20 protein-coding genes are annotated in these 24319 nt (G+C 72.1%); 8 read left to right on the top strand and 12 right to left on the bottom strand.

Features of this window, described 5'->3' with window-relative positions; all coding sequences use genetic code 11:
- Positions 1-13: 13 nt before the first annotated feature.
- The 3 genes from OG580_RS25245 to OG580_RS25235 form a co-directional block, all read right to left on the bottom strand.
- Positions 14-1441 carry an MFS transporter gene (locus tag OG580_RS25245; RefSeq protein WP_267045947.1) on the bottom strand — a complete coding sequence of 476 codons (1428 nt, stop codon included), beginning with the start codon at positions 1439-1441 and terminating at the stop codon, positions 14-16.
- A complete protein-coding gene (locus tag OG580_RS25240) occupies positions 1438-2868 on the bottom strand; it encodes a 4-hydroxyphenylacetate 3-hydroxylase family protein (protein WP_267045946.1) in 1431 nt (476 codons plus the stop codon). Before OG580_RS25240 ends, OG580_RS25245 begins: the two co-directional genes overlap by 4 nt.
- A gap of 234 nt (positions 2869-3102) precedes the next feature.
- Positions 3103-4095 (bottom strand): AraC family transcriptional regulator, encoded by a 993-nt coding sequence (locus OG580_RS25235; RefSeq protein WP_267045945.1) that lies wholly within the window; start codon positions 4093-4095, stop codon positions 3103-3105.
- Positions 4096-4212: 117 nt separating this feature from the next.
- Here OG580_RS25235 and OG580_RS25230 point away from each other — a divergent pair, with 117 nt between their 5' ends.
- From OG580_RS25230 to glgB, 5 genes are all read left to right on the top strand, one after another.
- A complete protein-coding gene (locus OG580_RS25230; RefSeq protein WP_267045944.1) occupies positions 4213-5154 on the top strand; it encodes an SDR family oxidoreductase in 942 nt (313 codons plus the stop codon).
- A gap of 520 nt (positions 5155-5674) precedes the next feature.
- Positions 5675-7660: an alpha-1,4-glucan--maltose-1-phosphate maltosyltransferase gene (locus tag OG580_RS25225; RefSeq protein WP_267045943.1), complete on the top strand. Its 1986-nt coding sequence runs from the start codon at positions 5675-5677 to the stop codon at positions 7658-7660.
- Positions 7657-9351 (top strand): maltose alpha-D-glucosyltransferase, encoded by a 1695-nt coding sequence (gene treS, locus OG580_RS25220; protein ID WP_267045942.1) that lies wholly within the window; start codon positions 7657-7659, stop codon positions 9349-9351. The genes OG580_RS25225 and treS overlap by 4 nt, the downstream gene beginning before the upstream one ends.
- A 233-nt stretch (positions 9352-9584) precedes the next feature.
- Positions 9585-10934 carry a maltokinase gene (locus tag OG580_RS25215; RefSeq protein WP_267045941.1) on the top strand — a complete coding sequence of 450 codons (1350 nt, stop codon included), beginning with the start codon at positions 9585-9587 and terminating at the stop codon, positions 10932-10934.
- A gap of 163 nt (positions 10935-11097) precedes the next feature.
- Positions 11098-13365: a 1,4-alpha-glucan branching enzyme gene (gene glgB / locus OG580_RS25210; protein WP_267045940.1), complete on the top strand. Its 2268-nt coding sequence runs from the start codon at positions 11098-11100 to the stop codon at positions 13363-13365.
- Here the strand turns inward: glgB and OG580_RS25205 are convergent.
- Together OG580_RS25205 and OG580_RS25200 are read right to left on the bottom strand one after the other, a co-directional pair.
- Positions 13352-15586: a UvrD-helicase domain-containing protein gene (locus OG580_RS25205; protein ID WP_267045939.1), complete on the bottom strand. Its 2235-nt coding sequence runs from the start codon at positions 15584-15586 to the stop codon at positions 13352-13354. The genes glgB and OG580_RS25205 overlap by 14 nt on opposite strands.
- Before the next feature lie 108 nt (positions 15587-15694).
- Positions 15695-16393, bottom strand: a complete 699-nt coding sequence (locus OG580_RS25200) for a DUF4386 domain-containing protein (protein ID WP_267045938.1) — start codon at positions 16391-16393, stop codon at positions 15695-15697.
- A gap of 127 nt (positions 16394-16520) precedes the next feature.
- Here OG580_RS25200 and OG580_RS25195 point away from each other — a divergent pair, with 127 nt between their 5' ends.
- Positions 16521-17237: a TetR/AcrR family transcriptional regulator gene (locus OG580_RS25195; protein ID WP_267045937.1), complete on the top strand. Its 717-nt coding sequence runs from the start codon at positions 16521-16523 to the stop codon at positions 17235-17237.
- A gap of 30 nt (positions 17238-17267) precedes the next feature.
- Here OG580_RS25195 and OG580_RS25190 read toward each other — a convergent pair whose 3' ends face one another.
- From OG580_RS25190 to OG580_RS25160, 7 genes are all read right to left on the bottom strand, one after another.
- Positions 17268-18053, bottom strand: coding sequence for an ABC transporter permease (locus tag OG580_RS25190; protein ID WP_267045936.1), 786 nt, complete (start codon positions 18051-18053; stop codon positions 17268-17270).
- Positions 18050-19075, bottom strand: coding sequence for an ATP-binding cassette domain-containing protein (locus tag OG580_RS25185; RefSeq protein WP_267045935.1), 1026 nt, complete (start codon positions 19073-19075; stop codon positions 18050-18052). Before OG580_RS25185 ends, OG580_RS25190 begins: the two co-directional genes overlap by 4 nt.
- 75 nt (positions 19076-19150) lie before the next feature.
- Complete coding sequence (locus OG580_RS25180) at positions 19151-19993, bottom strand: DUF4097 family beta strand repeat-containing protein (protein WP_267045934.1); 843 nt, start codon at positions 19991-19993, stop codon at positions 19151-19153.
- A 95-nt stretch (positions 19994-20088) separates the two neighbouring features.
- Positions 20089-20607, bottom strand: coding sequence for a hypothetical protein (locus OG580_RS25175; protein ID WP_267045933.1), 519 nt, complete (start codon positions 20605-20607; stop codon positions 20089-20091).
- A gap of 375 nt (positions 20608-20982) precedes the next feature.
- The gene (locus OG580_RS25170; protein ID WP_323182605.1) at positions 20983-21321 is read right to left on the bottom strand and encodes a thioredoxin domain-containing protein; all 339 of its coding nucleotides are present in this window, start codon (positions 21319-21321) and stop codon (positions 20983-20985) included.
- A gap of 5 nt (positions 21322-21326) precedes the next feature.
- On the bottom strand, positions 21327-21749 hold the full coding sequence (locus tag OG580_RS25165; RefSeq protein ID WP_267045932.1) for a MerR family transcriptional regulator: 423 nt from the start codon (positions 21747-21749) through the stop codon (positions 21327-21329).
- 59 nt (positions 21750-21808) lie between these two features.
- A complete protein-coding gene (locus tag OG580_RS25160; RefSeq protein ID WP_267045931.1) occupies positions 21809-22339 on the bottom strand; it encodes an Lrp/AsnC family transcriptional regulator in 531 nt (176 codons plus the stop codon).
- Positions 22340-22406: 67 nt separating this feature from the next.
- Here OG580_RS25160 and OG580_RS25155 point away from each other — a divergent pair, with 67 nt between their 5' ends.
- Positions 22407-23303, top strand: coding sequence for an NAD-dependent epimerase/dehydratase family protein (locus tag OG580_RS25155; RefSeq protein ID WP_267048118.1), 897 nt, complete (start codon positions 22407-22409; stop codon positions 23301-23303).
- Positions 23303-24196 (top strand): aldo/keto reductase, encoded by an 894-nt coding sequence (locus OG580_RS25150; RefSeq protein ID WP_267045930.1) that lies wholly within the window; start codon positions 23303-23305, stop codon positions 24194-24196. Before OG580_RS25155 ends, OG580_RS25150 begins: the two co-directional genes overlap by 1 nt.
- Positions 24197-24319: the final 123 nt, after the last annotated feature.

Raw genomic sequence — 24319 nt, 5'->3', positions numbered from 1 at the left:
AAGGTGGTGCCGGTCAGCGTCGCTCGGGTACACCGGCCTCCTCGGGGGCCGGGGCCCGCTCCGGGAGGTGGAGGCGTACGGAGAGCAGGGCGGCCAGGGCGGCGAAGGCCGCGCCGGTGAGCAGCGCGGCGCGGAAGCCGGCCGTCTCGGCGGCGGCGCGGGTGGCGTCCCCCGCCTCGGTACGGGAGGTGGCGACGGCCACCAGGACGGCGAGGCCGAGGACGGAGCCGAACTGCTGGCTGGTGTTGACGAGCCCGGAGGCGAGTCCGGTCTCCTCGGGCGCGGCCTCGGCGGTGGCGGCCACGTTGGTGGTGACCATGACGAGCGGCAGCGCGGCGCCGAGGAGCAGGCTGGGGGCGAGGACCGTGCTCGCGAAGGTGCCGTCGGCGGTGAGCGCGAGGGCCAGCCACAGGGTGCCGGCGCAGAGCAGGACGAAGCCGAGGGTCATGGTCCGGTGCAGGCCGATCCGGAAGAGGAGCCGGCCGGTCTGCGGGGCGACCGCGACGACGACGAGCGAGAGCGGCAGCAGGCCGAGGCCGCCGCCCAGGGGCGCGTACCCGAGGACGCTCTGGAGGTAGAGGCTGACCAGGAAGAACATCGGGAACAGGGCGGTCTGGGCGAGCGCGGCGAGGACGTTGGCGAGCCGGAGCGCGGGGCGGGCCAGCACCTGGGGCGGGACGAGGGGCGCGGCGGCCCGGGTCTCGACGGCGGCGAAGGCGAGGAGCAGCACGAGCCCGGCTCCCCCGGCGCCGAGGGTGCGGGCGGAGGTCCAGCCGGACGCGGCCCCGCCGACGAGCGCGTAGGCGACGAGCCCGGTTCCGGCGGTCGCGGTGAGCGCCCCGGCGAGGTCGAAGCCGCCGCCGAGGTGGCCGGCGCGGTCGTCGAGGAGACGGAGGGCCAGGATCGCGAGCACGGCGGCGAGCAGCACGTTCAGCCAGAACGTGGAGCGCCAGCCGAGGAGTTCGGTGAGGACGCCGCCGAGGACCGTACCGAGGACTCCGCCGAGTCCGCCCATCGCGGCGAAGGCTCCGAGCGCCCGGTGCCGGGCGGGTCCGTGGGGGAAGAGCAGGAGCAGCAGGGCGAAGGCGGCGGCCGCGGCGAGGGCGGCGCCGACGCCCTGGGCGGCCCGGGCGGCGACGAGCGCGGCGGCCCCGGGTGCGAGGCCGCCGGCGGCCGAGGCGGCGGCGAGCAGGGCGAGGCCGGCGAGGAGGACCCGCCGGTGGCCGAGGAGGTCGGCGCAGCGGCCCGCGAGGAGGAGCAGTCCGCCGAAGGTGATCAGGTAGGCGTTGGCGACCCAGGAGAGGCTCGCGGAGCCGGACCCGAGGTCGGCGCCGACGGAGGGCAGGGCGACGTTGACGATCGCGGTGTCCGTGATCAGCAGGAGCTGGGTGGCGGCGAGGAGGACGAGTGCCCCGCGCCGCGCCGCCGGCGGCTTCGTCACCGGGTCGTCCCCAGGCCGTAGCCGTCGAGGCAGGACTGGGCGAGCCGTTCGCACTCCGCGGCGGAGCCCGCCCAGGTCTGCATGGTCAGGTAGACGTGCGGGGCTCCGTGGTAGAAGCGCTCGTACTGCTCGTGGCGGCCCGCGAACTCGGAACCGAGCGCGTCCCAGGCCAGTTTGAGGAGCTTCAGGCGGTCCTCGGCGGGGTGGCCCGGGGTGCGGAAGTACTGCCGGACCAGCGGCCCGAGTTCGGGGTGGAGGAGGTCCCGGCCGCTCGCGGGGAGCTGGACGAGGGCGCCGCCGGCGAGGAGCTTGATGTCCTGGACGGCGCGCGGGTAGAGCTCGCCGGCCATGATCCGCTGGGCGAAGGAGATCTCCTGGCCCGGCCGGACCCCGCCGCGGCCCTCGTCGACCTCCTCGTACGAGGCTTCGGCGGCGAGGACGAAGGCCTTGGCCTGGGCGACCATGCCGAGGAGCCGGCCGACGGCCTGGGTGACGGGCGGCAGGTTCTCGGTGCCGTGGGAGCGGGTGACGAGGATCGCGAGGCCGGTGAGGAACTCCAGTTTCGTCCAGAAGCGGGTGGCGGACTGGTGGACGAAGTTCAGGTAGGCGGGCGTCTGCCACCAGATCGCGCCGGTGGTGGCCGGGTCCCGGTAGGTGAGGACCCGCTCCCAGGGCACGAACACGTCCTCGCAGACGAGCATCGCGTCGTTCTCGTCGTACCGGGAGGAGAGCGGGTGGTCGAAGACGGACCGGGAGCGCGCCTCGTAGGAGGTGCGGGAGATCAGTTTCACGCCGGGGGTGTCGAGCCGTAAGGAGAAGGTCACGGCGTGCTCGGTGTCGTCGGCGGGCAGCGGTTCGATCGTGCCGACGAGGATCTCGTCGGCGAAGACCGCCCCGGTGCCGATGGTCTTGGCGCCGCGGACGACGATCCCCCCGTCCCGCTCCCCGACGATCCGGAGCGTGAGGTCGTCCTCGCCGGGGCCCGAGGCGGGGTTGGTGAGGGTGAAGGCGGCGTGCAGGTCGCCCTCGGCGAGCCGGCGGTGGAAGGCGAGGGCGTGCTCGGCTCCGTCGAAGGTGTCCCCGGTGAAGACGGCGGGCGCGGCGGCGAACCCGGCCGCGCCGGCCGCCAGGTAGTCGGGGGTGCGGCCGAGGAATCCGTAACTCGCCCGGGCCGTCGTACGGAAGGCCCGGCGCCGGGCCACCAGGTCCTCGTACGAGCGGGGCACGGCGTAGGCGCGCCGCACCCCGCCCTGGACCAGGACGGGGTGGTGCACGGGGTCGTCGGCGAGGTCGTACAGACCGGCGAAGGAGGCCGCGGAGGCCCGGAAGGCGGGGTGCGCGGTGACGTCCTTGACGCGCTCCCCGTCGAGCCAGATCTCGCGCCCGTCCCGCAGCGCCTCCAGATACTCCTGCCCGGACCTCGTCACCGGTCGCTCGCCTCTCCTCGGGTGTCACGGCTCTGCCGTCCCGAGCCTGTCCGGCGAGGTGCGTCCGGGCAATGAACGTCCGTCCAGGGGTCCTTAAGAACCGTCCAGCCCCGGCGCGCCGCCTGGACCTCGCGGCGCCGATCCGGGTCGAGCGACGCCGCGAGGGGCGTCGGGCAGCACCGCGACCGCCGTCTGGCGCCGCCGCGACCGTCGGCGGGCGGCGCCGCGACCGGGTCAGGCGGCCGTGACGGCCCCCGCCCGGTACTCGCCCGGGGTCACCCCGAACCACTTGCGGAAGGCGAGGTGGAAGCCGACGGCGCTCTGGTAGCCGACCCTGGCGGGCAGGGCCGACTGCGGGAGCGAGGTCTCGGAGAGGAGCCGTACGGCCTCCTGCATGCGGCGGGCGGCGAGGTAGCGGGCCGGGGACTCGCCGACCAGGTCGCGGAAGGCGGCGGTGAACGCGGAGCGGGACATGCCGACCTCCCGGGCGAGGGAGTCGATCGTCCAGGGCTCGGCGAACCGCGTCGCCATCATGACGACCGCGCGGCTGATGCCGGGGTGCCGCAGGAGGGGCAGCGAGGTCGGGTTGTCGGCGAGTTCGCGCAGGAGCGGGCGGAGCGCGAGGACGAGGGCCATCTCGAAGGCGCGCAGGGTGATGAGCCGGTCGCCGGGGCCGACGGGCCGGTCGGGTGCGGCGAGCAGCCGGAGGGTGTCGCGGAGCAGCGGTTCGCGCTCGACCTGGGCGCCGTCGAGGACGAGGGCCCAGGGCAGTGAGGTGTAGAGGCCGGTGGCGGCGCTGGCGTCGTAGTGGAGTCCGGCGCAGAGGAGCCGGGCCTCGGGTCCCGTGCCGTCGATGACGATCTCGCCGGAGGTGCCGGGCTGCCGTTCGGGCAGGACGGCCTTGAGGGGGACGCCCCGGCGCTCGGGCCGGTCGGAGAGGCGGTGCGCGGTGCCGGTCGGGAAGACGACGAGGTCTCCGGCGTGGAGTTCGACGGAGGACTCCCCGTCGGTGGTGATCCAGCAGTCGCCCTCGACGACGTAGTGGAGGACGGCGCAGCTGCGCTCGGCGTCGCCCTCGATGGCCCAGGGGGCGCGGACGTGCCAGCGGCTGTCGAAGACTCCGGTGAGCCGGAGGGGTTTCAGCAGTTCGCTCAGCAGGTCCTCGCGCTCGGCGGTCCGGTCGTGCCGGTCGCGCTGGTCGTGACGGTCGGTTCCCACGGTTTCCATGGACGATCCTTCAACTTCCGCCCCGGTTTGTTAATTGAACGGCCGAAGCCGTCGCGACGAGCCTGGAAGCAGCCGGCACGACAGCAGCGACAGCCTATCGAAGGGCCTCAGAAACACATGTCCAGTGAGATTCCGATGCGGGTGGCGGTCGTGGGCGCGACCGGATTCCAAGGTGGCGCGGTGGCCCGTCTGCTGGCGGAGCGGCACCACCGGGTCCGGGCGCTGACGCGGCGCCCCGAGGCCGACCGGCCTCCGCTGCCCGGCGCCTCCTTCCTCCCGGGTGACCTGGGGCGGCCTGCCGACGTGCGGCGCCTCTTCGAGGGAACGACCCACGCGTTCGTCACGATGCCGCTGGTGTACGACCCCGAGCGGGTGGAGGCGTACGCGCGGAACATCGCGGGGGCGGCGCTGGAGGCGGGCACGGTACGGCTGGTCTACAACGCCAACACCCGGATCCCGCACGGCCCGACGGAGTTCGCCGCGTTCGAGACGCGGCGCCTCGCGGAGCGGGTGCTGCGGGACAGCGGGGTGCCACTGGTGGTGATCAGGCCGCCGGTCTACCTCGACAACCTCTTCTCCCCGTGGAACGGTCCCGCCCTCGTCGACGAGGGCGTGCTCGCCTATCCGCTGCCGGAGTCCGCGCGGACGGCGTGGATCTCGCACCGGGGCCTGGCGGAGGCGGCGCTCTCGGCGCTGACCGAGGAGGGTCTCGACGGGCGCACCTTCGACATCGGCGGCGCGGCGGCGCTGACCGGCGGGGAACTGGCGGAGGCCTTCGGCCGGGGCCTCGGCCGGGCGGTGCGGTACCAGGAGCTGGATCCGGTCGACTTCGAGCACGGGCTCGCCACGCTCCTCGGCCCGGAGGCGGCGGCCGGGGTGGCGGGTGTCTACCACTACATGGCGAGCGACGCGGACCCGCTGCTCATGGCGGGCGACGACGGAGTGTCGTCGGAGGTCCTCGCGCTCGAACCGGCCCCGGTGGAGGAGTGGGTGGCCCGTCAGCCCTGGCAGGTCTGGTCGACGGACGCGGAGGAACCGGACACCGCGCCGCGCCGCTGACCGCCGCACGGTCACCGGCCCCGTCCCTTTCGGACGGGGCCGGTTCGCGTGCGCCCGGCGAGTGAGCCGAAGGGGCGCGCCGGGGGAACGGGGACGGGCGCGCGGAGGATCGTGAGGAACGAGCGATTCGAGCACGGCCGTCCCCGTTCCCCCGGCTCCAGCGCCCCGGAGGCGAACCGAGCCCTGAAAGAAGGGGTGCCGGTTCGCGTGCGCCCCCCTTTTTTCGGTCGTCCGGGCGCTTGCCCGCACGCCTACGTCCGAGTAGTTAACAAAGCGCCGGATTGCTCACCCGAGAACCGTGGGAAGGCTCCTCCGGTACACCCCCCGAAACCGTCCCCCGTGACCCCCGTACCGACCCCCGTACTTCCCTCTGGACCCCGTACTCCCTGTGGACCCGCCATCCGAGTGAACGCGGACAGGAGCGGCCATGCCCGCAACCCGCCGGCCGTCGACGGAGCTAGAAAGAGCGCACCACCACCCGCACCCCCGTAACCCGTCAGGTGATGCTGTGAATCCGCTCATGGGACGCATTCCCGTACTGGACGTACGCCCGCTGGTCGACTGTGGCCGGCGCCCCGCGAAAGCGGTGGCAGGAGAGACCTTCGAGGTGACGGCGACCGTCTTCCGCGAGGGCCACGACGCGGTCGCCGCCAATGTCGTACTGCGGGGCCCGTCCGGGCGCCCCGGCCCGTGGACCCCGATGCGTGAACTGGCCCCCGGTACCGACCGGTGGGGTGCCGAGGTCACCCCGGACACCGAGGGCACGTGGACGTACACCGTCGAGGCATGGAGCGACCCTGTGGCCACGTGGCGCCACACGGCGAAGATCAAGATCCCGGCCGGGATCGACTCCGAAACGGTCCTCGCCGAGGGGGCCGCGCTGCACGAGCGCGCCGCGAAGGGCGTGCCGAAGAAGGGCGGCGGCCGGGAGGCCGTGCTCGCCGCGGCGGACGCGCTCCGCGACGTGTCCCGCCCGGCCGCCGTCCGGCTCGCGGCGGCGCTCGCCCCACGGGTGGTCGACTCACTCGACCGGTACCCGTTGCGCGAACTCCTCTCCTCCTCCCCCGCGTTGCCTCTGCAGGTGGAGCGGGAGCGGGCCCTGTTCGGTTCCTGGTACGAGTTCTTCCCGCGCTCGGAGGGCGTACGGAAGGTCAAGGGCCGCACGGTCCCGGGGAACTTCCGTACCGCGGCCGAACGGCTCCCGGCCGTCGCGGCGATGGGCTTCGACGTGGTGTACCTGCCGCCGGTGCACCCGATCGGCGAGACCCACCGCAAGGGCCCGAACAACTCCCTGTCGGCCTCCCCGAACGACGTGGGCGTGCCCTGGGCGATCGGCTCCCCGGAGGGCGGGCACGACGCGCTCCACCCGGATCTGGGCACCTTCGAGGACTTCGACGCCTTCGTGGCGCGCGCCCGCGAGCTGCGCCTGGAGATCGCCCTGGACTTCGCGCTGCAGTGCTCGCCGGACCATCCGTGGGTGGAGAAGCACCCGGAGTGGTTCCACCACCGCCCCGACGGTTCGATCGCGTACGCGGAGAACCCGCCGAAGAAGTACCAGGACATCTACCCGGTGGCGTTCGACGCCGACATGGACGGGATCGTCGCGGAGACCGTACGGGTGCTGCGGCACTGGATGGACCACGGGGTGCGGATCTTCCGCGTCGACAACCCGCACACCAAGCCGGTGGTGTTCTGGGAGCGGGTGATCGGCGAGATCAACCGGGCCGATCCGGACGTGATCTTCCTGGCGGAGGCCTTCACGCGGCCCGCGATGATGCGGACCCTCGGCGCGATCGGCTTCCAGCAGTCGTACACGTACTTCACCTGGCGCAACACCAAGGAGGAGCTGACGGAGTACCTCACCGAGCTGTCCGGGGAGGCGGCCGCGCAGATGCGGCCGAACTTCTTCGTGAACACCCCCGACATCCTGCACGCCTACCTCCAGGAGGGCGGCCGGCCCGCGTTCGAGGCGCGCGCGGTGCTCGCGGCGACCCTCTCACCGTCCTGGGGCATGTACGCCGGGTACGAGCTGTGCGAGAACACCCCGCTGCGGGACGGCAGCGAGGAGTACCTGAACTCGGAGAAGTACGAACTCCGGCCGCGCGACTGGGAGTCGGCGGAGCGTACGGGGGCGACGATCACCCCGCTGATCACCGCCCTGAACCGGATCCGGCGCCGCCACCCGGCGCTCCGCCGGCTGCGGAACATCACCTTCCACGAGACCGACAACCCGCAGGTGATCGCGTACAGCAAGCGCACCGGCTCGAACACCGTTCTGGTGGTCGTCAACCTCGACCCGCACCACACCCAGGAGGCGACGGTCTCGTTGGACATGCCGGAACTCGGCCTCGAATGGCACGAGACCGTGCCGGTGCGCGACGAGCTCACCGGCGAGACCTATCACTGGGGCAGGGCCAGCTACGTGCGCCTAGAGCCGGGTGTCACACCCGCGCACGTCCTCGTCCTGCGACCGTCCCCGCAGACCGGAGGGTCACCCACATCATGACTGTCAACGAGCCCGTCCCCGACACCTTCGAGGACACCCCCGTCAAGGACCGCGATCCCGACTGGTTCAAGCGGGCCGTCTTCTACGAGGTCCTCGTCCGCTCCTTCCAGGACAGCAACGGCGACGGCGTCGGCGACCTGAAGGGCATCACGTCCAAGCTGGACTACCTCCAGTGGCTGGGCGTGGACTGCCTCTGGCTTCCGCCGTTCTTCAAGTCCCCGCTGCGGGACGGCGGGTACGACGTCGCGGACTACACCTCGGTGCTCCCCGAGTTCGGCGACCTGGCCGACTTCGTCGAGTTCGTCGACGCGGCCCATCAGCGCGGGATGCGCGTGGTCATCGACTTCGTCATGAACCACACGAGCGACCAGCACGAGTGGTTCCAGGAGTCCCGCCGCGACCCGGACGGACCGTACGGCGACTACTACGTCTGGGCCGACGACGACAAGCAGTACGCGGACGCCCGGATCATCTTCGTCGACACCGAGTCCTCCAACTGGACCTTCGACCCGGTCCGCAAGCAGTACTACTGGCACCGCTTCTTCTCGCACCAGCCGGACCTCAACTACGAGAACCCGACCGTGCAGGAGGAGATCCTCTCCGCGCTGAAGTTCTGGCTGGACCTGGGGATCGACGGCTTCCGGCTCGACGCGGTGCCGTACCTGTACCAGCAGGAGGGCACCAACTGCGAGAACCTCCCGGCCACCCACGGCTTCCTCAAGCGGGTCCGCAAGGAGATCGACGACCACTACCCGGACACGGTGCTGCTCGCCGAGGCGAACCAGTGGCCGGAGGACGTCGTCGACTACTTCGGCGACTTCCGCTCCGGCGGCGACGAGTGCCACATGGCCTTCCACTTCCCGGTCATGCCGCGCATCTTCATGGCCGTGCGGCGCGAGTCGCGGTACCCGGTCTCCGAGATCCTGGCGAAGACCCCGGAGATCCCCTCCGGCTGCCAGTGGGGCATCTTCCTGCGCAACCACGACGAGCTCACCCTCGAAATGGTCACGGACGAAGAGCGCGACTACATGTACGCCGAGTACGCCAAGGACCCGCGGATGCGGGCCAACATCGGCATCCGGCGGCGGCTCGCCCCGCTCCTCGACAACGACCGCAAGCAGATGGAGCTGTTCACCGCGCTGCTCTTCTCGCTGCCCGGTTCGCCGGTGCTGTACTACGGCGACGAGATCGGCATGGGCGACAACATCTGGCTGGGCGACCGGGACGGGGTCCGCACCCCGATGCAGTGGACACCCGACCGGAACGCGGGCTTCTCCTCCTGCGACCCCGGGCGGCTCTACCTGCCGGCCATCATGGACCCGGTCCACGGCTACCAGGTGACCAACGTCGAGGCGGGCATGGCCTCGCCGTCCTCGCTGCTGCACTGGACGAAGCGGATGATCGAGATCCGTAAGCAGAACCGGGCCTTCGGCACGGGGACGTACACGGAACTCCCGGCGTCCAACCCGGCGGTGCTCGCCTTCCTCCGTGAGGATGGCGACGACCTCGTCCTCTGCGTGAACAACTTCTCCCGCTTCGCCCAGCCGACCGAGCTGGACCTGCGGCAGTTCGCCGGAACCCAGCCCGTGGAGCTGATCGGCGGGGTGACGTTCCCGGCCATCGGCCAGCTGCCGTACCTCCTGACCCTTGCGGGACACGGCTTCTACTGGTTCCGTCTCAAGAAGGGCTGACCGACGGTCAGTTCGGATTCGTCCGGGGTGGGACGGTTTCCCCCGTCCCCCTCTGGGCACTGTGTCCCACACACGATTCAGGTCCATACGGGCCTTCTTGCCGGACCCATACGGATCTTCCCCTTCCGACACGTCCCGCACATCCGGACAGTCCAAGTCGCCATCCGGGACACTCTGCGCATTTGAACGCATACGACAGCCAACTGCGCGCCCCGGGGAAAGGACGCGATGCCATGCCGGAGACCGCATCCACCACCCGGGCCCCGGACGCCCTCCTTCCGTCCCTCGCCCCCCTGCTCCACGAATGGCTGCCACGGCAGCGCTGGTTCGCGGGCAAGGGCCGCCGGGTCACCGGATTCACGCTGGACGCGGCCACCGAGCTGCTGCCCCTGGACGGCACGGGACCCGGCCTCCTCCATCTACTCGTACGGGTCGAGCAGCCCGGCCGCCCGGCCGGAACGCCCGCCGACTGCTACCAACTCCTCCTGGGCGTACGGACACAGCTCCCGCCCCGCCTCGCCCCCGCCCTGATCGGGCGGATCCGGCAGGGCCCGCTCGCCGGACGCGCGGTCTACGAAGGGCTGCGCGACCCGCGGCTCGCCGGACTCCTCTACGAGCGACTGCGCACCCCGGGCCGGACCGGCCCGCTGCGCTTCCACGCCACCACGCCCCTGCCACCCGTCCTCGCCCCCCGCATGCTGGACGCCGAACAGTCCAACTCGTCCCTCGTGTACGGCGATTCGTTCATCCTGAAGATCTTCCGACGGGTCAGCCCCGGGGCCAATCCCGACCTCGAACTGCCCCTCGCCCTGAGCCGGGCCGGCTGCGCCCGCGTACCGGCCCCGGTCGCCTGGTTCGAGTCGGGGGCCGCGACCCTCGGCGTCCTCCAGCCCTACCTCCGGGACTCCCGGGACGGCTGGCGGCTCGCGCTCGACGCGCTGGCCGACGGGCGGGAGTTCATCGGCGAGGCACGGGCCCTCGGCCGCGCCACCGCCGAGGTCCACCTCGCGCTCGCCGACGCGCTGCCGACCCGGCGGCTGCTGCGGACCGAGACCGAGCACCTCGCCGCCGCGATGGACCGGCGACTGCACGCGGCGGCGCAGGCGGTGCCGGCGCTCCTGCCGTACGTACCGGGGCTGCGGGCCGTCTTCGCGGCGGCCGGCGACGCACCCGGGGCGGGGGCGCTCCAGCGCATCCACGGCGACCTGCACCTGGGGCAGACCCTGCGGGGCTCCGACGGCGGCTGGGCGGTCATCGACTTCGAGGGCGAGCCGGCGAAGTCACTGGAGGAGCGGCGGAGTCCGCAGCCCACGGTCCGCGACGTCGCCGGAATGCTCCGCTCCTTCGACTACGCGGCCCGCACGCACCGCCCGTGGAACGCGGACTGGGCGGCGCGCTGCCGTGCCGCGTACTGCACGGGCTACGCGGAGGCGGCGGGCGCCGACCCGCGCGCGGACCCGGCGCTCCTGCGCGCCTACGAGACCGACAAGGCGGTCTACGAGGTCGTCTACGAGGCCCGCCACCGCCCGGACTGGCTCCCGGTCCCGATGTCCGCGATCGAACGTCTCGCGACGTCCACGTGACGGACGGCGCCCGATCGGAGCAGTGATCGGGCGCCGCCGCACCGCTCTCGCCTGCGGCAACCCCTACGCGCCCCGTTCGGCCGAGTGTCCCGCTCCCCCACCCCACCGTTGCGTACCCCGTACGCCGTACCCCTGTTCCCCTCGCCCTCCAGGAGGCACCCCCGTGACCGCCCGATCCGCAGGCAAGACGTCCCGCGCCCGGAAGACGCCCGCACCGGACCGGACCGCCGTACGGGAGGCGCCGGCCCTCGGTCCGGGTGACCGTGCCCGGCTGCTCGCCGGCGAGCACCACGACCCGCACGGCGTGCTCGGTGCGCATCCGGTACGCGGCGGGGTCGTGGTCCGGGTGCTACGGCCGTGGGCGAAGGAGGTCGCCGTCCTCGCCAAGGGCCGCCGCGTCGCACTGCACGACGACGGCGACGGCCTCTTCTCCTGCCTGCTGCCGCTCCTGCGCAAGGTGCCCGCGTACGAGCTGCGGGTCCGGTACGAGGACGGTGGCGACGAGCTCGCCGTCGTCGACCCGTACCGCTTCCTGCCCTCCCTCGGCGAGCTCGACCTCCATCTGATCGGCGAGGGCCGGCACGAGGAGCTGTGGACGGCGCTCGGGGCCCACCCCCTGGTCCACGAGGGCGTGGCCGGCACCCGTTTCGCCGTCTGGGCGCCGAACGCCCGCGGTGTCCGCGTCACCGGCGACTTCACGCACTGGGACGGCACGGCGCTGCCGATGCGCTCGCTCGGTTCGACGGGCGTGTGGGAGCTGTTCGTGCCGGGTGTCGGCGAGGGCGCCCTCTACAAGTACGACATCACCCGCCCCGACGGTACGCACACCGTGCGCGCGGACCCGATGGCCCGCCGTACCGAGTGCCCGCCGAACACCGCGTCGGTCGTCACCGCCTCGCACTACGCGTGGGACGACGCCGAATGGATGGACCGGCGCGGCGCCCGCCCGCACCACGAGGCGCCACTGTCCGTCTACGAGCTCCACCTGCCCTCCTGGCGACCTGGCCTGACGTACCGCCAGCTGGCGGAGCAGCTGCCCGACTACGTCCGTGACCTCGGTTTCACGCACGTGGAGTTCATGGCCGTCGCCGAGCACCCGTTCAGCGGCTCCTGGGGCTACCAGGTCACGGGCTTCTACGCGCCGACGGCCCGGATGGGCACGCCCGACGACTTCAAGTACCTGGTCGACGCCCTGCACCGGGCGGGGATCGGCGTCCTGATGGACTGGGTCCCGGCGCACTTCCCGAAGGACGACTGGGCGCTCGCCGAGTTCGACGGGCGTCCGCTGTACGAGCACGAGGACCCGCGCCGCTCGCACCACCCCGACTGGGGGACCCTGGAGTTCGACTACGGGCGCAAGGAGGTACGGAACTTCCTCGTCGCCAACGCCGTGTACTGGTGCCAGGAGTTCCACCTCGACGGGCTCCGGGTGGACGCGGTCGCCTCGATGCTCTACCTGGACTACTCGCGGGAGCACGGCGAGTGGCTGCCGAACGAGTTCGGCGGCCGGGAGAACCTGGACGCGGTCGCCTTCCTCCAGGAGATGAACGCGACCGTGTACCGGCGCTGCCCCGGGATCGTCACCTTCGCCGAGGAGTCCACGGCCTGGGACGGGGTGACCCGGGCGACGGACCAGGTCGGGCCGGGCGGCTTCGGCGGTCTGGGCTTCGGCATGAAGTGGAACATGGGCTGGATGCACGACTCGCTGGGCTACGCGTCGAAGGAGCCGGTGCACCGCAAGTACCACCACCACGAGATGACCTTCTCGATGGTGTACGCGTACAGCGAGAACTACATCCTGCCGATCTCGCACGACGAGGTCGTGCACGGCAAGCGGTCACTGGTGTCGAAGATGCCGGGCGACTGGTGGCAGCAGCGGGCCAACCACCGGGCCTACCTGGGCTTCATGTGGGCCCACCCCGGCAAGCAACTCCTCTTCATGGGCCAGGAGTTCGCCCAGGGGGCGGAGTGGTCGGCGGAGCACGGGCCCGACTGGTGGCTGCTCGACCCGGCGTACGGGGCGGAGCCCGACCACCGGGGGGTGCGGGACCTGGTGCGGGACCTCAACACCGTGTACGCGGCGAACCCGTCGCTCTGGGAGCGGGACACCGCCCCGGACGGCTTCCAGTGGGTGGTCGGGGACGCGGCGGAGGACAACGTCTTCGCGTTCCTCCGCTTCGACGGCTTCGGCTCCCCGCTGCTCGCCGTCTGCAACTTCTCGCCGGTCGTCCGGCACGACTACCGGCTCGGCGTGCCGGACACCTTCGCCGCCTGGGCGGAGGTCCTCAACACGGACGCCGCCCGGTACGGCGGTGGGGACGTGGTGGGCACCGACCCGGTGAAGACCGAGTCGGTGCCGTGGCACGGCCGTTCGGCGAGCGTCCGGATGACGCTGCCGCCGCTGGCGACGGTCTGGCTCAGGCCGGCCTGATGACGCCCAGTCGCTGAGTCGCCCGGGTCAGCGCCACGTACAGGTCGTTGACCCCGTGCGGGGCGCCGTCCACGATGCCGTCCGGGTCGACGACCAGGACCGTGTCGAACTCCAGACCCTTCGTCTGCCGGGGGGCGAGGAGGACGACCGGCCGGGTCAGGTCGGGGGCGATGCCGTGGGCGGCCTCCGGCAGGGCCGCGACCAGGCCGGGGAGCAGGCCCTCCGGCGCGATCACCGCGAGCCGGCCCTCGGTCCGCAGCTCGGCGGCGACCGCGTCGGCGGCCTCCTTCACCGGGTCGTCGACCGTACGGTCCCAGGGCTCCACCCCGGTGGAGCGGACGGAGCTGGGCGGCTCGAAGTCCGGGTCGGCGGCCCGGCGGACCTCGGCCGCGACGGCCATGATCTCGGCGGGCGTGCGGTAGTTGACGCCCAGGCGGACGTGCTCCCAGCGGTCCTGCACGTACGGGGAGAGGATCCGCTCCCAGGCGCCGACGCCGGCCGGGTCGCCGGTCTGCGCGGGGTCGCCGACCAGGGTCATGGAGCGGGTCGGACTGCGGCGCATGAGGAGCCGCCATGTCATCGCGGAGAGCTCCTGGGCCTCGTCCACGATGATGTGGCCGAAGGCCCAGGTGCGGTCGGCGGCGGCCCGCTCGGCGGCCGTGCGGTGGTCGGCCTCCTCGTGCCGCTCGGCGAACCGCTCGGCGTCGATGATGTCGTGCGCGGAGAGGACCTCCGAAGCGTCCTCGTCCAGCTCCTCCTTGTCCTCGAACTCGTAGGTGCGCGAGGCGTACGAGACGTCGAGGACGCCCTGCGCGTACTGGATCTGCCGCTGCCGCTCTGCCTCCTGGGCGGCGCGGGCGGCGGAGTCGTCCTCACCGAGGAGTTCGGCGGCCTCGTCGAGGAGCGGCACGTCGGCGGGGGTCCAGTCCCCGGAGTCGCGCCGGATCGAAGCGGCGTCCGCGTCGTCGAGGTGCGTGGGCTCGGCGAGGTAGTCGGCCAGGAACTCCTGGGGAGTGAGCTCGGGCCAGAGGGTGTCGACGGCGGCGTGGACGTCGGGGTTGGCGGCGATGCCCTTGGCGAGCAGCGCGCGGTCGTCGGGGCCGAGGAAGTTCGGCCCGCCGTAGGGGTCGGCGCCGATGCGGTCGGCGAGCTGTTCGGCGAGCGCGTCCAGGATGCGGAAGACGAAGTAGGGGCGGGCGAGGTTGTGCGGGAGGACGGTCTCGCGGGCCTTGTGGCGGGCCTCCAGGGCCATGTCCCAGTCGATGACCAGGTCACCGTCGTCGTGCGGGACGACGAGGGGCGCGCCGCGCTCGGGGACCTGCTGGCGGTCCCGTACGGCCGCGGCGAGGGCCTCGGCCATGGCGGCGGAGCCCTTGACGGCGGCGGCGCGCGGGGTGTCGGTGCCGGTGGCGCGGACGCCGGGGAAGAGTTCGGCGGGGGTGGCGAGGAGGACGCCCGTCTCACCGAGGGAGGGCAGGACGTTGCCGATGTAGCCGAGGAAGGCGGGGTTGGGGCCGACGATGAGGACGGCCCGCTTGGCGAGCTGCTCGCGGTGGGCGTAGAGGAGGTACGCGGCCCGGTGCAGGGCGACGGCGGTCTTGCCGGTGCCGGGGCCGCCCTCGACGACGAGGACACCGTGGTGCGGGGAGCGGATGATGGCGTCCTGCTCGCCCTGGATGGTCTGCACGATGTCGTGCATACGGCCGGTGCGGGCGGCGTCGAGCGCGGCGAGCAGCACCTCGTCGGCGTCGCGGCTCTCGTGTCCGGTGCGGGTGGCGTCGGCGAGGTCGAGGACCTCGTCGTGGAGGGCGGTGACCTCGCGGCCCCTCGTGCTGATGTGCCGGCGGCGGGAGAGACCCATGGGCTCGTACCCGGTGGCGAGGTAGAAGGGCCGGGCGACCTCGGCGCGCCAGTCGACGACGAGGGGCGTGCGGTTCGGGTCGTCCCTGCGGATGCCGATCCGGCCGATGTGGTGGTCGCGTCCGTCGCGGAAGACGAGCCGGCCGAAGCAGAGGCCGCTCTCCCCCGCGTCGAAGGCGGCGAGCAGCCCGGACTGCTCGGCGACGGTCACGTCCCGTTCGAGACGGCTCTGATTGCTGCCGGCCCCGGGGGTGCGCAGGGCCTGTGCGACGGCGACCTCGGCCTGGTCCCTCAGGTCGTCGAGTCGTGCGTACAGATCGGTGATGAATTGCTGCTCATTCCGAAATTCCTCGGTTGACAATTCGACTCCCGGCGCGATACAGTGCGTTTATTGAACTTCTCCGTGCTTTTTCTTTTTTCGGGCACGGAATCCATTAATATACGCGACGCAATACCCCGACTGTCAATTCTAGTCGGGGTATTTTCGTGTCGGCGTGAAGCCGCGGGTCAGCAACCGGACGGCGAGGGTCACCTCCCAGGCGAAGACCGGGAGCGCGGCGAGCGCGCCGACGGTGGACACCTGCGGATAGAGACCGAAGAGCACGGCGACCGCCGAGGCGCAGATGAGTGCGCCGCCGACCAGGCCGAGCAGGGCGATCCACCTCGGCACGAGACCCGTCCGGTGCATCACGTACGCGAGGACCAGGGTGTTCGCGCCGAGGGCGACGTTCGGGCCGAGCAGGAACGCCCAGTCGCGCACCGCGACCAGCGCGCTCGCGGCCACCTCGTACGCGGCGGGATCGACCCCCGGGGACTCGCCGGCCCGACCGGCGAGGTCCTGCCGCAGGGTCACCACCGCGAGCACGCCGACGACACCGACGGCGATCACGGCCGCTTCGAGCAGCCGGCCGCACACATAGCCGACGGCCAGGGCCTCATGGCGTCGCCTGATGACCGGGTACAGCGCGACACCCGTGCCGATCACGGCGATGAGCAGCACCATCTCGCACAGCGCCCCCGCGAGGACCCGGGGGTCCGCGCCGGGACCGCCGACGTATGCGGCGCCGTCGAGCGCGGGGCGGTAGAGCGCGAGCCCCGCCACCGCCGCGACCTCGGTGACCAGGAACAACACCCCGGTCACCACCGCGGTCCTTCGTGTCCCGTCCATGGGTTCACCCTTCCCCTCCGGAGGTGTACGGCGTACACCGAACCGTTGGGGATCACCCTAGGTGTACGGCGTACACTCGTCAACGGCAGCACGAACCGTCCCTCACGAGGAAACGAGAGCAGGGCAGATGACCCAGCACCGCGGAACCGGCGACCGCACCCCCCTGAGCAGGCAGCGGATCCTGCGGGCCGCCGTCGCGCTGGCCGACGCGACCGGAGCCGAGGCGTTCAGCATGCGACGCCTCGCCCAGGAGCTCGGGGTCGTCCCGATGGCGCTCTACAAGCACGTGGCCAACAAGGACGAGCTGCTCGACGGCATGGTGGACGTCGTCGTCGGCGACATCGCTCGGCCGGCCCCCGGCGCCCCGTGGAAGACGGCCGTACGGCAGCAGGTCCTCGCCGCACGGAGCCAGCTGCTGCACCACCGCTGGGCCGCGCCCGTCATCGAGTCGCGCCCCGGCCCGACCCCCGCCGTCCTCGCCCACCTCGACTCGGTGATCGGCACGTTCCGGGACGGCGGGCTCTCGACGGACCTCACGCACCACGCGATGCACGCGCTGGGCACCCGCCTGCTGGGCTTCTCCCCCGAGCTGTTCGCCACGGGCGCGGCGAAGCCCGCGTCCGACGTGCCGGACGCGGGCTCGGGGGCGGGTTCGGGGGCTGCTGCGGGCTCGGCTGCGGCTGCGGCCTATCCCCACGTCGCGGAGATCGCCGCGGCCGCCGCTCACGACGATGGCTCGACGGTCGGCGGAGGCTGTGACGACCAGTTCGAGTTCGAGTTCGCCCTCGACCTCCTCCTGGACGGCATCGAGCGCCGTCACCGGGAGGGCTGGACCTCCCGATGACGGCGCTCCCGCCGACCGGATCTTCTCCCGCTACTTCGGGTCGGCGTTGAACTTCGAGGTGGACCAGAGGTAGCCGAGGACGGTGAGTCCGAGGCACCAGGCGAGGGCGAGCCAGCCGTTGTGGCCGATCTCGGTGCCCAGGAGCAGGCCGCGGAGGGTCTCGATGGCGGGGGTGAAGGGCTGGTACTCGGCGATGGGCTGGAACCAGCCGGGCATCGAGGCGATGGGGACGAAGGTGCTGGAGATGAGCGGGAGGAAGATCAGGGGCAGCGCGTTGTTGCTGGCCGCTTCGGCGTTGGGGCTGATGAGGCCCATGCCGACGGCGATCCAGGTGAGCGCGGTGGCGAAGAGGACGAGGAGTCCGAAGGCGGCGAGCCATTCCAGGGCGGTGGCGTCGGTGGAGCGGAAGCCGATGGCGACGGCGACGGCGCCGACGAGGACCACGCTCATCACGCACTGCAGGACGCTGCCGACGACGTGCCCGATGAGGACGGACGGGCGGTGGATCGCCATGGTGCGGAAGCGGGCGATGATGCCCTCGGTCATGTCGTTGGACACCGACACGGCCGTCCCGATGGTGGTGCTGCCGATGGTCATCAGCAGCAGCCCGGGGACGAGGTAGGCGACGTAGTCGGAGCGGTCGCCGCCGCCGATGCCGGCGCTCATCGCGTCGCCGAAGATGTAGACGAACAGCAGCAGGAGCATGACCGGGGTGAGCAGCAGGTTCAGGGTGAGTGACGGGTAGCGCCGGGCGTGCAGCAGGTTGCGGCGCAGCATCGTGGACGAGTCGCGCACGGCGAGGGAGAGGGAGCTCATCGGACATCCTCCTTGGACTGGCGGGGGACGCCGGCGCCGCCGGTGAGGGCGAAGAAGACGTCGTCGAGGTCGGGGGTGTGCACGGTCAGTTCGTCCGCCTCGATGCCGGCCGCGTCGAGCCAGTCGAGGAGGGAGCGCAGTTCGCGCTGGCTGCCGTCGCTGGGGATCTGCAGGGCCAGGGCCTCGTCGATGGGGGTACCCCCTGCTCGAGCGAAGCCGAGAGCTTGGGGGAGGGTGGCCTCGGTCAGGGCGGAGGCGGCGTTGCGGTAGGCGTCCGGGTCGGTGAAACGCAGGCGTACGTGCCCGCCGGGGATGAGGCGCTTGAGTTCGTCGGCGGTGCCCTCGGCGGCGATCTTGCCGTTGTTCAGGACGGCGATGCGGTCGGCGAGTTCGTCTGCCTCCTCCAGGTACTGGGTGGTGAGGAAGACGGTCACGCCGTCGGCGACCAGGCCGCGGATGATCTGCCACATGGTGTGCCGGGAGCGCGGGTCGAGACCGGTGGTCGGCTCGTCGAGGAAGATGATCCGCGGGTCACCCACCAGCGTCATCGCGATGTCGAGGCGCCGCTTCATCCCGCCGGAGTACGTCGAAGCGGGCTTCTTCGCCGCCTCCACCAGGTCGAACCGCTCCAGGAGTTCGGCCGTGACCCGCCGCCCCTCACGCTTGGACAGGTGGTGCAGGTCCGCCATGAGGAGCATGTTCTCCTCACCGGTGATCAGCCCGTCGACCGCCGAGAACTGCCCGGTGACACCGATCGCACCACGCACCCCCTGCGGATCGACGGCCAGATCGTGGCCCGCGACCTGGGCCTGACCGCCGTCGGCGGTGATGAGCGTGGAGAGGATCTTCACCGCGGTGGTCTTGCCGGCGCCGTTCGGCCCGAGCAGGGCGAACACCGACCCGGCCGGGATCAGCAGGTCGATGCCGTCGAGGACGGTCTTGTCCCCGTAGGACTTGCGGAGCCCGACGGCGGAGACGGCGGCCGGCGACGGGTGAGCGTCCGCCTGCCTGGACGTGGGCATGACAGATGAAGGCATGAGGCCCTCCCAATCGAAGGCTGAAGTGGTGGGGGTGGGGGCGAGTCCGGACTTCCGGGGTCAGGCCTTGGCGCGGCGGACGTCGATGTTGCCGTACCGGGTGCGGGCGCGGATCTTGACGGTGTCCTCGGTCGCCTCCGGGGCTCCGGACGCGGCGAGCGTGTTACGCACCTGCCCGGAACCGGAGTTGACGTCGAGCCAGGCGGCCGTGCCCTCGCGGACGCCGACCTCGATGGCACCGTAGGAGGTCTCCAGCTGGACGGTGCCGCGGGCCACCTCACCCACGCGCAGGGTGCCGTGGGCGGTGGTGGCGGTGACCGAGTCCTCGGCGCGCCGGATCTCGATGTCGCCGTTGGCTCCGCTCACTCGCAGCTCGCCGGTCACGGCGCCGACGGTCGTGGTGCCGTGCGAGTTCTTCATGACGGCCGGACCGTCGACGACACCGACGCGCAGGCTGCCGGAGCTGGTGGTGATCTCGGCCGGTCCCGCGACCCGGTCCACGGTGATCGAGCCGTGCGACGCGGTCAGCTTCAGCGGGCCGGTCGTGTCGAACCGGGCGTCGCCGGACGAGGTCTTCACACGGACCTCGCCGAGCCGGCCCTCGCCGAGCACCTGGGTCCAGGCGCCGGTCACGTCGAGGTGCGAGCCCGTGGGCAGTTCGACCGTCACGTCGACGACACCGGTGCGGCCGAAGAGGTTGGACTTGGGGGTCCGGACGGTCAGTACACCGCCTCCGTACACGACCTCGGTCTGGCCGGCCGTCCGCACGTCCAGGTCCTTCTTCGGGTCGCGGGGGCGCACCTCGACGACGGTGTCGGGCCGGTCGCCCGCCGTGAACTGGAGGGAACCGGCCTCCACGCGTGCGGTGACCGAGATCGGTTCGGGAGTGTCGAAAGAAGGCATGGCTGTCCCGTCCTCTTGGCTCTTCAGGGCGTCCCCGCTGGTGGGACGTGGTGTGGGTGAGGTGGTGCGGGTGCGGTGATGCGGGTGAGGCGCGGCTAGCGCACCCAGCCCGTGAAGCTCTGTCCGACGGCCTGGGCCTTCTCCGTCGTACGCGGCCGGGTACCGCCGTCGACCGCGGCCGACACGGCCCGTACCAGCCACGCGTTGACCGACAGGCCCTCACGGTTCGCGGCCTCCTCGGCGCGCGCCTTGAGAGGGGCCGGCAGCCGCAGGTTGACGCGGGCGGTGGCGCCCTCGTCGGCGTCGGCGGGTGCCTGCGCCGCGAGGGGTGCGGCGGGCGCGGCCGGCTCCGCGGGGGCGCCGTCGCCGGTGGGCGGCAGCGTCACCACGAAGTCGGGGTCGAGCCCCCGCAGCCGTACGTCGACCGAGCCGGGGGCGAGTTCGCGGGTGACCTCGTCCATCGCGGCGGAGAGCACGTTGAGCATGGTCAGCCGGGTCGCCGACTCCAGAGGAGCGGTGAGCCTCTCGGCCAGCTCGCGGGCTTCTTCACCGCCGGCTTCGGCGGCCACCGCGAGTTCACGGCGGAGGGTGTCGACATACGGGGTGAGGTCCATGACGCCATCATGGCACCACGATGGCGCCATGCGCAACCCACATGGCGCCATCCGAGGGGTCAGCACTCCCCGCACCCTCTCTCACCTGCACAAACACAGTGACGCCAACCTGGGAGGCCATGGCACCACGCGCATCCACCGCCCCGCGTGGGCGTGGAGTGGCACCAGATGGCACCACGCGGCGCCATGCGGTGCCATGCGGTGCCATGCGGTGCCATGCGGTGCCATGCGGTGCCATGCGGTGCCACGCGGTGCCACGCGGCGCCATGGGGTGCGACACCGCGCCATCCGGTGCCGCCACCGCACGACGGAGGACCCCGGCGGTCACCCCGCCGGGGTCCTCTCCTCGCTGATCGACACGCCGCCGGACAGGCCCTAGGCCAGGACGTCCTCCAGCTCCTCCAGGAGGCGGCGCTTCGGTCGCGCGCCGACGAACGACTTCACCGGCTCGCCCGCCCGGAAGACCATGAGCGTCGGGGTCGCGAGCACCCCGTACCTCACCGTGGTCTCCGGGTTCCGGTCCACGTCGATCTCGACGATCCGCAGCCGCGCCGACTCCTCCGCGGCGATCGCGCCGAGCACCGGCTTCAGCTGCCGGCACGGCCCGCACCACTCCGCGGTGAACTTCACCAGGACCGGCAGTCCGGCCTCCAGCACCTCCGTGCCGAAGTCCGCGTCCGTGACCTCGGCCACGCCCTCCGTGTACGTCGTCATCCCCGTCACCCCTCCGTGTCCGTCTCCGTGCCCCACTCCGTACCGAGCTCGCACCGGGGTTCCGGACCGTGCGGCAGTTCCGCCTCGGCCCGCAGCAGCTGGGCGCCCACCTGGGCGCGTACCGCCTGGAGCTGTTCGATCAGGCCGTCCAGTTCGGCGACCTTCCGCCGGTAGACGGCGATCGACGCGGGGCAGGCGTCCCCCGCCGGGTGTCCCGCGCGCAGGCAGTCGACGAACGGCCGCGTCTCCTCCAGCTCGAACCCGAAGTCCTGCAAGGTCCTGATCTGCTGGAGGAGTCGCAGGTCGCCCTCGTCATACGTGCGGTACCCCTGCTCCGTACGCCGTGCGGTCAGCAGGCCACGGGACTCGTAGTACCGCAGAGTCCGCGTGGTGGTTCCCGCCTGCTCGGCCAGCTCTCCGATGCGCATGTCTCCGAACGTAAGCCTTGACGCCGACGTCAAGGCAAGCGGAGAGGGCGGGAACGCCGTCAGGGACGGTGTCCGCCGGGCGGCAGCAGCGGCTTCCGCTCGACCGGCGACGACAGGACGATCGAGGTCGTGGTCCTGCCGAGCGCCGAGGTCTGTTCCAGGACCTCTTCGAGGTGGACGGTGTCGGTGACGGCGACCTTGAGGATCCAGCAGTCCTCGCCCACCACGTGGTGGACCTCCAGGACCTCGGGGCGCGCGGTCAGCTCCAGGGTCCGCGGGTGCTTCAGGGTGTAGCCGCCGTGCGGGTTGACCCGGATGAAGGCCTGGATGCCGTAGCCGAGCCGGGCCGGGGAGACGTGGGCGCCGTAGCCGGTGACCGCTCCGCTCGCCTCCAGGCGGCGGACCCGTTCGGTGACGGCCGCGGGGCTGAGCCGGACGCGGCGGCCGAGCTCGCTGAGTTTGATGCGGCCGTCGCTCTGCAGGAGGTCCAGGATCTGCCGGTCGATGGGGTCGAAAGCGGCCGCCGAGGAATCGTCGGCGGCGGGGCGCGCAGGCCGTGGTTCCTTCGGCGCGGCGGCGAGGACTCCCATGATTCCCCCTTCAGACGGCGAGCGCACAACGTAACACTTGTCCTGCGACACAAGGGAGTTGGGAATGATGGATATTCTTGTCATCGGCGGAAACCGCTATTTCGGAAAGCGCCTTATCGCCCTGCTGCGGGATTCCGGGCATCGCATCACCATCCTGAATCGGGGTTCTTCCGCCGCGCCCGGCGGAATGGAGCACCTCGTGGCCGACCGCGACGACGAGTCCGCCCTGGAATCCGTACTGGCGGGCCGTTCCTTCGATGTCGTCGTGGACCAGGTCTGCTACACCCCGCGCCAGGCGGAGATCGCCCGGCGGGTGTTCGCGACGCGGACCCGGCGCTATGTGATGACGTCGACGGTGGAGGTGTACGGGTACGAGGATTCGGTCACGCCGGTCGCCGAGTCCGTCCTCGACCTGGCCGCCGTCACCGTCGACACGGGTCCGGCCTGGGACGACCCCGAGTTCCGCGAGGAGCACTACGGGGAGGGGAAGCGGCAGGCGGAGGCGGTGTTCGCGGCCGGGTCCCCGTTCGCGTGGGCCTCGGTGCGGGTCGCTCACGTACTGGGCGGCGACGACGACTTCACGGGCAGGCTCGACCACTACGTCCAGCGCGTACGGGCCGGCGAACCGATCGCCGTACCCGTCGTGAACCGTCCGGCGACCTATGTGTACGTGGAGGAGATCGCCGCGTTCCTCGCCTGGACCGTCGAGGCGGAATTCACCGGGCCGGTCAACGCCCATTCCCACGGCCCTCTCACCACGGCCGACATCTGCGCGGAGGTCGAGAAGCAGGTGGGCGGCCGGACGGTCTTCCGCGAGGTGGAGGTCGGCGAGGTCTCGCCGTTCTCCTTCGCCCGCTCGTACGGGATGGACAACTCCCGCGCCACCGCACTCGGTTACTCCTTCTCGCATTCCGCCGAGTGGCTCTCGCGCGCCGTTTCCGAGACGGTCGGGGGGACGCGCTGATGCGCTTCAGGACACTGGGGGACGTCCGGGTCGGGGCGGTCGGGTTCGGCACCATGCCGCTCTCCATCGAGGGCCGCCCCGACGAGGCCCGGGCCGTGGCCACCGTGCACGCGGCTCTCGACGCGGGAGTGACGCTCCTCGACACCGCCGACTCCTACCACCCGCCCGGCGGCGCGCCCGGCGAGGGCGAGTCGCTCGTGGCCCGGGCCCTCGCCTCGTACGGGGGCCGTACGGACGACGTCCTCGTGGCGACGAAGGGCGGGCGCGGCCGGACGGCGGACGGCGGCTGGACCGTGGACGGCCGGCCCGCGCACCTCCGGCGGGCGGCGGAGGGCTCGGCCCGGCGGCTCGGCGGGGCGCCGATCGGCCTGTACCAGCTGCACAAGCCGGACCCTGCCGTCCCGTACGCCGAATCGCTGGGAGCCGTACGGGAGTTGCTGGACGCCGGTACGGTCCGGCTGGCCGGTGTCTCGAACGTGGACCGCGAGCAGATCCTGCTGGCCCGCGAGATCCTGGGCGACCGGCTCGTCTCCGTACAGAACCGGTATTCGCCCGCGGTCCGGGAGAGCGAGGCGGAGCTGCGGCTCTGCGCCGAGCTGGGTCTCGCCTTCCTGCCGTGGAGTCCGCTGGGCGGGATCTCGCGCAGCTCGCTGGACGGGGCGTCCGCCCTGGAGGCGGACCCGGAGTTCGGAGGCTTCCACCGGGTGGCGCGGGGGCGGGGGGTGAGCCCGCAGCGGGTGGCGCTCGCATGGCTGCTGGCCCGGTCGGAGACGGTGCTCCCGATCCCGGGCGCGAGCCGGCCCGAGACGGTACGCGACTCGGCCGCCGCGGCCGAACTCGACCTGACGGTGGAGGAGTCGGCGGAGCTGGACGGCCTGCCCGGAGCCGCCTGACGGGCGTTCGTACGGGGTCGCCCCCCTGGGTCATGCGTACCGGATACCGCCGTGTCCCCCCGGGGCCCGGATCCGGCTCAAGGCCCGGGACCCGGAGGGGCGCGGCCCCTCGCCTGGGGTCGT

Origin of the sequence: Streptomyces sp. NBC_00094 (assembly GCF_026343125.1) — a bacterium.
Lineage (GTDB): Bacteria > Actinomycetota > Actinomycetes > Streptomycetales > Streptomycetaceae > Streptomyces.
This window is presented reverse-complemented; position numbering and strand designations above follow the sequence as displayed.

Coding starts and splice junctions, on each gene's coding strand:
- OG580_RS25195 (WP_267045937.1), top strand. CDS start 16,521: ATGACCCAGCACCGCGGAACCGGCGACCGCACCCCCCTGAGCAGGCAG.
- OG580_RS25175 (WP_267045933.1), bottom strand. CDS start 20,607: ATGGACCTCACCCCGTATGTCGACACCCTCCGCCGTGAACTCGCGGTG.
- OG580_RS25165 (WP_267045932.1), bottom strand. CDS start 21,749: ATGCGCATCGGAGAGCTGGCCGAGCAGGCGGGAACCACCACGCGGACT.
- OG580_RS25150 (WP_267045930.1), top strand. CDS start 23,303: ATGCGCTTCAGGACACTGGGGGACGTCCGGGTCGGGGCGGTCGGGTTC.
- OG580_RS25185 (WP_267045935.1), bottom strand. CDS start 19,075: ATGCCCACGTCCAGGCAGGCGGACGCTCACCCGTCGCCGGCCGCCGTC.
- OG580_RS25160 (WP_267045931.1), bottom strand. CDS start 22,339: ATGGGAGTCCTCGCCGCCGCGCCGAAGGAACCACGGCCTGCGCGCCCC.
- OG580_RS25235 (WP_267045945.1), bottom strand. CDS start 4,095: ATGGAAACCGTGGGAACCGACCGTCACGACCAGCGCGACCGGCACGAC.
- OG580_RS25155 (WP_267048118.1), top strand. CDS start 22,407: ATGGATATTCTTGTCATCGGCGGAAACCGCTATTTCGGAAAGCGCCTT.
- OG580_RS25190 (WP_267045936.1), bottom strand. CDS start 18,053: ATGAGCTCCCTCTCCCTCGCCGTGCGCGACTCGTCCACGATGCTGCGC.
- OG580_RS25200 (WP_267045938.1), bottom strand. CDS start 16,393: ATGGACGGGACACGAAGGACCGCGGTGGTGACCGGGGTGTTGTTCCTG.
- OG580_RS25180 (WP_267045934.1), bottom strand. CDS start 19,993: ATGCCTTCTTTCGACACTCCCGAACCGATCTCGGTCACCGCACGCGTG.
- OG580_RS25230 (WP_267045944.1), top strand. CDS start 4,213: ATGTCCAGTGAGATTCCGATGCGGGTGGCGGTCGTGGGCGCGACCGGA.
- OG580_RS25215 (WP_267045941.1), top strand. CDS start 9,585: ATGCCGGAGACCGCATCCACCACCCGGGCCCCGGACGCCCTCCTTCCG.
- treS (WP_267045942.1), top strand. CDS start 7,657: ATGACTGTCAACGAGCCCGTCCCCGACACCTTCGAGGACACCCCCGTC.
- OG580_RS25170 (WP_323182605.1), bottom strand. CDS start 21,321: ATGACGACGTACACGGAGGGCGTGGCCGAGGTCACGGACGCGGACTTC.
- OG580_RS25225 (WP_267045943.1), top strand. CDS start 5,675: ATGGGACGCATTCCCGTACTGGACGTACGCCCGCTGGTCGACTGTGGC.